Origin of the sequence: Rhodovibrio sodomensis (assembly GCF_016583645.1) — a bacterium.
GTDB lineage: Bacteria > Pseudomonadota > Alphaproteobacteria > Kiloniellales > Rhodovibrionaceae > Rhodovibrio > Rhodovibrio sodomensis.
In genome coordinates, this window is sequence record NZ_NRRL01000194.1 from 1 (window position 1) to 4,977 (window position 4,977).

At 63.4% G+C, this 4,977-nt stretch carries 4 protein-coding genes; 3 read left to right on the top strand and 1 reads right to left on the bottom strand.

Annotation, left to right across the window (positions count from 1 at the left end):
- The first annotated feature begins 135 nt into the window (after positions 1-135).
- Positions 136-243 carry an adenine nucleotide alpha hydrolase family protein gene (locus tag CKO28_RS26630; RefSeq protein ID WP_274611099.1) on the top strand — a complete coding sequence of 36 codons (108 nt, stop codon included), beginning with the start codon at positions 136-138 and terminating at the stop codon, positions 241-243.
- 122 nt (positions 244-365) lie between these two features.
- A complete protein-coding gene (locus tag CKO28_RS26635) occupies positions 366-2,009 on the top strand; it encodes a BCCT family transporter (protein WP_200344351.1) in 1,644 nt (547 codons plus the stop codon).
- Positions 2,010-2,362: 353 nt separating this feature from the next.
- Here the strand turns inward: CKO28_RS26635 and CKO28_RS26640 are convergent, their stop codons facing one another.
- On the bottom strand, positions 2,363-2,974 hold the full coding sequence (locus CKO28_RS26640) for a phasin family protein (RefSeq protein WP_200344356.1): 612 nt from the start codon (positions 2,972-2,974) through the stop codon (positions 2,363-2,365).
- 720 nt (positions 2,975-3,694) lie between these two features.
- Between CKO28_RS26640 and CKO28_RS26645 the strand changes: the two genes are divergently transcribed.
- Positions 3,695-4,977 (top strand): IS1634 family transposase (locus CKO28_RS26645; protein ID WP_200344358.1); only part of this gene is annotated, 1,283 nt, incomplete at its 3' end.

Below are 4,977 nucleotides of genomic sequence, written 5' to 3' on the forward strand. Positions count from 1 at the left end.
AGGGCTAGACAATCCGCCACCCACGTCGGCTACGCTCGGCCCTGGCGAGATGCCGGCACACACCGAGGGCCCAAACGGCTAACGCTCTGAAGCCCCGGCGCTGTTGCAGACAACGGGTCCACCTCAGGGTGCGACTTGATCGTGATGGCGTCGCACGTGCCGGGAGTCCAGGAACACTTCTTCGAGTCCAATGCTGGCAAGGTCTCGCTGCATGCGGACGTTTCGGTGTTCGTCGTACGCTGACCGCGAACACCTTATAGAGACAATAGAGACAGCCGTGATGTCCCGCCCGCGAACGGGCGCAAGAATATAATCGAGGACAACCAGGGGAAAAGAGAACGAAAACTAACGGACAAGGAGGCAACATGAGCGACGATGCGCTCACGCCGGATGGAGACGCGGCCGTCGTCCAGACCAATTACATTGTCGGTCAGGACAACATCCAGAAGCAGTTCGGGTCTTTCGGGTTGGATATTCACAACCCCGTCTTCGTGATCTCCGGCCTGGTGATCTGCGCGGTCGTTTTTTACGCTCTTGCCCTGCCGGAGCAGGCAGAAGCGCTGTTCGGTTGGCTGCGCCCGGCGGTCACCTCGACGTTCGATTGGTTCTTTCTGCTGGCCGGCAACATCTTCGTGCTGGTCTGCCTGGGGCTCCTGGTTTCGCCGCTCGGACGGGTCCGGATCGGCGGCACCGAAGCGAAGCCAGAGTTCTCCTATCCTGGCTGGTTCGCCATGCTGTTCGCCGCCGGCATGGGCATCGGCCTGATGTTCTTCGGCGTGTCCGAGCCGATCTCGCATTTCAACTCCTCCTTCGCTGAGGGTGCGGGGTCGGCCGATAGCTGGGCGCCGCTCGGCGGCGCGGCCGGCGACGAGGAAGCGGCACGGCGTCTGGGCATGGCAGCAACGATCTTCCACTGGGGCCTGCACCCGTGGGCGATCTACGCTGTTGTCGCGCTGTCGCTCGCGCTCTTTGCCTATAACAAGGGCCTGCCGCTGTCGATGCGGTCGATCTTTCACCCGATCTTCGGCGACCGCGTCTGGGGCTGGACCGGTCATATCATCGACACGGTGGCGGTTTTCGCGACCCTGTTCGGCTTGGCCTGCTCGCTCGGCTTCGGCGCCGAGCAGGCGAACGCGGGGCTGGAGTACGTGTTCGGTATCCCCGTCTCGGACACATCGAAGGTGGTGTTGATCAGCGCGATCACCGCGGTGGCGCTGGTCTCTGTGATCGCGGGCGTCGAGGCGGGCGTGAAGCGTCTGTCCGAGATCAATATGGTGTTGGCGTTCGTGCTGCTGCTGTTCGTCATCGTGCTCGGCCCGAGCGTTGCGATCCTCACGGGCTTTTTCGACAACCTGATCGCCTACGGCGAGAACCTGCCGGCGCTCTCGATGCCGTTCGGCCGCGACGACGCGAACTTCTCGCAGGGCTGGACGTCCTTCTACTGGGCCTGGTGGATCTCCTGGTCGCCGTTTGTCGGCATGTTCATCGCACGCGTCAGCCGCGGCCGTACCGTGCGGGAGTTTATCTTCTGCGTGCTGCTGGTTCCGTCGATCGTCTCGGTGCTGTGGATGACCGCCTTCGGCGGCACCGCGATCAGCTTCGTCAACGCTGGCGTCTCCCAGATCGCCGACGCGCCGCTGGAACTCAAACTGTTCAGCATGCTGGAGCAGATGCCGCTGGCCGCGATCACCTCGTTCGTTGGCATCTTCCTTGTGATCGTGTTCTTTGTGACCTCCTCGGACTCCGGCTCGCTGGTGATCGACACGATCACTGCGGGCGGTAAGGTCGATGCGCCGAAGCCCCAGCGCGTGTTCTGGTGCATCTTCGAGGGTCTGGTCGCGATCGCCCTACTGCTGGGCGGCGGCTTGGGGGCTTTGCAAGCCGCCGCTGTATCGACCGGGCTACCGTTCGCCGTCGTGCTCATGGTCGCCTGTTACGCTCTCATCAAAGGGTTGATGCAGGAACCCAAGGCGAAGCCGCCAGTAGTGGCCGGGAAAAAAGCGGCATAGGCGTGCCAAGCGGACGGTCTGTCGCCGCGAGGTGAGGTCGGCGCCGCGTTTCCGCAGCTGCGGGCGCGGCACCTCACCATATCGATGGGTGTTGCTGTGCGCCTGCGCGCATTCCGAAGATCGCCCCGTGACACAACACCCTCGACACTGACGGTCACAGCGTGTCGATAGATCGGCGGTGAAAGGTGTTCATCGCCCGCTATGTCTTTTGGCAGGTCTTGTCCGAGGCCGTCGGGTCAGCGGCTCAAAAGCAGGACCGGCATCCCACACGGTCGTAATGGGGATGCCGGCCGGCTGCTGGGTTCGTCCAATTTCCGCCACCCTTCGCCGGGCGGCGCGTCTGGTCGCCCGCGTTAGCTGGCTGTTGTGCTGGATGTCGTGTCGCTCTTTCCCTTCGAAGAGCCAGAGCGCGCGCCGCTCTGGCGAACCTGACCAGAGCCGTTGGTCGTACCGGTCGCGGCCTCCCCTGCGCTCTGCAACGCCTTGGTCGCTTGGCCGGTCGCCTTCTCGCTTTGCTTAACGAGGGTCTGCATTCTGTCGCGCATCTCGTCTAAGTTCTCGGCCACGCGCTTGTTCAGCAGCTCCAGCGCGTCATTCTGCGACTTGGCACCCGTCTCAGCTAGTTCGCGCGCATGTTTGAGCGCGTTATCGACGGCCGACTTGGAGAGTTCGGTCTGCTTGGCAACGATCTCCTCATTGGAACCGGCTTGCTGAGCCTGCTGCATTGCCTGAGCGGCCCCGTCCATTGCCTTGCAGACGATTTCGGTCTGCTGGCGAGCCATCGCCTGGGCTCCTTCGAAGACGACCCGGTTAGCCTCCGCCAGCGCCTCGATGTTCTTGCGGTGCGCTTCCATCAGATCTTTGTTGTCCAGACCGGGCATCTGGAACTGATCCATGTATTTCTGTGGATCGAACACTTCGGTGAGGCTTTGATCCATAAACGGGTTACCGGTTTTGTTCGCCATGTTGCGTACCTCCCCGAGAACTATGCAGCGTTGTGCGCCGGAACCATACCGTCAAGATACTTTGCAGCGCAAACAATGCTGCTGTCAAATATGTAATTGCAGTACACACTTTCTTGAATTTTCGGTGAGGCGCGGCTCACGGAATACCTTTAACGTAGGATAAAAGGAACGCCAGCGACTTTTGGTGTGGCTCATGTTTAACGCTGCTTTCGGCGCGCTCAAGTCTCTGAGTATGGTGGGTTTTTACTGCGCTGCCCTTGGTGCTTCTTCGCAGTCATAATGATGGCTGCTTATGGCCCGCGCCTACCGGCGACGAACGAGTGATAGGAGTCCGGATCGCCATCGGTAACGGACTGTGAAGTCGAGTGCGCTTGGCGAGTTGACCGACAGCAGCCATCCATAGCTAGCATATCTACGAACGGGTCCGGCCCAGTCTGCCATGTCATCGACACCGAGACGTCAGTTCTCGCAACCGACCAAACACCAGCAATCGCACGCGCGTTACGTGTGAAGCCGCACACATCGGCGGTTTACACGCTCTCCCATCTTCCAGGGTGACAGCAATGCGGAGACGTGTCCTTAAACGGAACTTTTTACTTCGTTTTCCGGCGAAGTTTCTGAATGTGAACAACGAATCCGGCTGTCGGCGGCTCTGTGTACCCATGTAAATGGCGGGCCTTCATTCTTGACATCGTGCTCTAGGTAGGATTCGCATAAGCCATGTACATCGAGTCGGTCCCCAATCGCCAGTCGCCGCCCGCCGTTCTGCTGCGGGAAAGCCGCCGCGAGGGCGGCAAGATCAAAAAGCGCACCGTGGCCAATCTGAGCGATTGGCCGACGGACCTGGTCGAGGGCCTGCGCACCCTGCTCAAAGGTGGCGTCGCCGTGGAACGGGCGGAGCAGGCCCTGACCATCTCGCGCTCGCTGCCGCACGGCCACGTCGCCGCCGTGCTGGGTACGGCCGAGCGGCTGGGCCTGCCGAAACTGCTGCTCGGCCGGCGCAGCCGGCCGGCCGACGCGCGGTCGCGCGACCTGGTGCTGGCGATGATCGCCCAGCGGATCATCCAGCCGGGCTCCAAGCTCGCCACCGTGCGCGCCCTCAACGCTGAGACGGCCGCCTCCAGCCTGAACGGGCGCCTGGACCTGGGGGAGGTACGCGAGCACGAGATCTACGCCGCCCTAGACTGGCTGGTGGCGCGTCAGCCGCACATCGAGACCGCGCTCGCCAACCGGCATCTCAGCGAGGGGACGCTGACCCTGTACGACGTCAGCTCGTCCTACCTGGAAGGTCGTTGCTGCGAGCTGGCCCGGCACGGCTACAGCCGCGACCATCGCGCAGACCGGCCGCAGATCGTCTACGGTCTGCTCTGCGACCCCGATGGCGTGCCGATCGCGGTCGAGGTGTTCGAGGGCGATACCGCCGACCCCAACACCCTTACCAGCCAGATCGACAAGCTCAAGCGGCGCTTCGGCCTCAAGCGCGTGGTCCTGGTCGGCGACCGCGGGATGATCACCAGCGCGCGTATCCGCGAGGAGCTGGCGCCCGCCGGGCTGGACTGGATCACTGCCCTGCGCGCGCCTGCGATCCGCCAGCTCGTCGACGCCGGGCCGCTGCAGCTGTCGCTGTTCGACGACCGCGATCTGGCGGAGATCGCCGCCCCCGAACAGTTCCCCGGCGAGCGCCTGGTGGTCTGCCGCAACCCCGAGCTCGCCGACGAGCGGGGGCGCAAGCGCGAGGCCCTGCTGGCGGCGACCGAGCGCGCGCTGGACAAGGTCAAGAAGGCGGTCCGGCGCCAACGCGCGCCGCTGCGCGGCGAGGCCGAGATCGGCCAGGCGGTGGGGGCGGTGCTCGATCGGCACAAGATGGCCAAGCACGTCGAGATCACCATCACCGAGGACAGCTTCAGCTATCGGCGCAAGACCGACAGCATCGCCGCCGAGGCGCGCCTGGACGGCATCTACGTCGTGCGCACCAACGTGCCCGCCGAGACCCTGTCCGCCGA